The sequence below is a fragment of the Paenibacillus sp. UNC217MF genome (genome assembly GCF_000686865.1).
Lineage (GTDB): Bacteria > Bacillota > Bacilli > Paenibacillales > Paenibacillaceae > Paenibacillus_B > Paenibacillus_B suaedae.
Genome location: NZ_JMLT01000041.1, coordinates 1 through 2,703 on the forward strand (window position 1 = coordinate 1; position 2,703 = coordinate 2,703).

Sequence of the window (2,703 nt, forward strand, 5' to 3'; positions counted from 1 at the left end):
ACATCGCATCCATGGAACCTTAGGCTATATGAGTCCAGTAGATTACAGAAGATTATCCCTTAAAAAAGCTGTCTGATTTAGTGTTGACAATCCAGCTCCCTGAGATAAGAATTATCTTAGAGGAACCGGGCGTTGTGAATACAAGAACGTTAACGAAACCTTTTTAAAGGAGACAAGCTCATGGATAACAAAAAGTGATGATTGTACATATGTAAGCGAACTTCCTACGGAGGGGGTGATACCGTACTTAATTCTTCACTAATTAAAATATATAAAGAAACTACTAGATTACTATTTGACATAGGGAAAAGCGATTTTTTAGGTGGAGTACTATTAAAGATAAGTTTTAAAAGCTGTAGTTATAGAGAATACAATAGATATTTATACAAAATTCTAATGACATTAATGATTTAGTTAGATAATACTAGTTAGAAGTAATTAAATCAAAGATAAGTCTATTACTAAATTTTACTGATTATAATTTAGTAGTGCTGAAAAAGAGGGTTTTAATCTAAAGAAAATGATTATGAAAATAATGTTTATCCGCTTGTAAGAAAAATTTCAATGGACGTAACGAATGAAATGAACTTTAAAACAGAAGGTGAAGACTCATAAAATTACTATTCGTATGCAGCAAGAATAAATGGAGGAGCTTAACTGCGGAGAAAATCTTTAATCTTTGGCTGTTTTCTAAAATATTGTTGCTCTTTATGATAAATTTATAATGATTTAGTTTTATGATAGAATAGGATTTTTACATATCAAATAGAATAAAGAAATATGTCGTTTTATAAGGAGGAATTATTGTGGAATTTAACTTTTTTGAAGTATTGATACTATTTATTGCTGTTTATTTACTCTTTACGGTCATTAAACTTGATGGGCGTGTCAAAGGGTTGAAATATACTTTAGACCAGATTTCTAAACAAACTGATGTACCTGAAATGCCAATAAATAATGAATTGCGACAACTACTAAATGAAGGCAATGATGTCAAAGCAGTAAAAAGGGTTAGAGAAACTTTAGGACTTTCATTGGTAGAAGCCAAACAATACGTTGATGCCTTGAAATTTAAAGGTAAATAATTTGTATCCAAGCGAACTCTTAATGAGTTCGTTTTTTTAGTAGGACGGGTTGTCAAGAGCTAAGTATAGTTTAGAGTTGGATGGTAAGAAACTGATATGCTTGGATATCCCTGATGTTTATACATATATGGATGAGGAACTAATCGATTTGTTGAAAGCAAGAGTATCCGAATATATAGAAATCCCAGACGAATTTTGAAAGAAATAGAAGAAGCCTCAACAACGAACAAAAAGTGATTATAGGCGACATTATGGACATCAAACTTGTTCCTGTTACTGTTGAAAAGAAGGAATCTAAATGTTGATTAACCGCTAGGGACATTTTCAGGAATTTAACATCCTACATTCTTGCATTCTCAATATGAATTTGTCCATAATCGAGTAAAGTGGTTTCAATTGATTGATTACATTTTCCAGTATCTTGTCCAATCATATTTTCTTAATGGAGGTATTGATATGTTGCAAGTTCAAGCTTTGGGTCTTTTGAAAAGACAGTTGAAAATGTTCACATCTGTTATACTCGCCATTCTTATGTTTGGTATGTCTGTTTTGCCCGCTTTTGCGGCTACTCCTGGGAAAACGGTAAGCGCATCGGCAACGCTCGCTTATAATCTTAAAGGATTGAATCACAATGTGGCTGTGCAGAAAGCTTACATCGCAGATAAGTATCTTTACGTAACTCAGCGGTCTGGCGGAACTTGCTATCTTTCACGATTGCTCATAAACGGAAATAACGCTACATACATGGATGAAATGACCGTTACCAACACTGGACATTGTCAGACCCTCGATATGTATACATACAACGGTATCAATTATTTCTATTTCAGTTCAAAGGCGGATCCTTCAACATCGAATTATTGGTCCCTCCAGGTGGCGAGACTTACATACTATGCCGGCACGACAGTCGATTATACGGCTCTTCATCGGTTCACCTACATGAATTATGCGAATAAAACGGGAGCAAAACTAGGGGAGACCTATCGTGTTGATGGGGGCGGCAATAGTAAATATACGTTTTTCCGGGTACAAACGAAAGAAGGTACCGTAACTTGGTCGATTTATGACACAGTGGCATTGAATAAACTTCTTGATAGCAATGAACAAGTTCGTATGGATAGTGCGGCGGCGAAAAACGCATGTGTGACCAGTTTTACGCAGTCGGGGGATGGTATAGTTAGACCGAACGGGTCTTTCCAGGGGGCTGATATGCTCGATAGCACAGATATATATACATCAGGCGGAGCAGAAGGCCAAACCCCACAGATTGCGATGATGACAAACACGGGAGTGTACAAAACCCTCGTGAAAATTACGAATGTGGGGACTCATGAAATCGAGGGCGTACAGACCAAAAACGGCAACGTATATTTTACAATCGTTACGGATCCCGTAAATAAGAAAGATACTCAGAAAGTTTATTACGTTCCTGATAGCGTATTTAAATAACGGTCAAACGGGTCAATCCTAGTGCGTAACGTTTCCAAACAGAAACCAAGTGCAGACATGATAAGCCGCCATTTTGAACTGCACCCCAATTGTTAGACACACTCTAACAGTTGGAGGTGCAGTTTTTTATGACTAAATTTACGAAGGATAGGAAATTGGCGATAATTCA

The 2,703-nt window shown here is 36.3% G+C and carries 2 protein-coding genes; both read left to right on the forward strand.

Translation table 11 applies throughout. The features are described from left to right. The first annotated feature begins 806 nt into the window (after positions 1 to 806). On the forward strand, positions 807 to 1,085 hold the full coding sequence (locus tag BP95_RS0116000; RefSeq protein WP_028532709.1) for a hypothetical protein: 279 nt from the start codon (positions 807 to 809) through the stop codon (positions 1,083 to 1,085). Between the two features lie 456 nt (positions 1,086 to 1,541). Beyond that, a complete protein-coding gene (locus tag BP95_RS0116005; protein ID WP_028532710.1) occupies positions 1,542 to 2,534 on the forward strand; it encodes a helveticin J family class III bacteriocin in 993 nt (330 codons plus the stop codon). Positions 2,535 to 2,703: the final 169 nt, after the last annotated feature.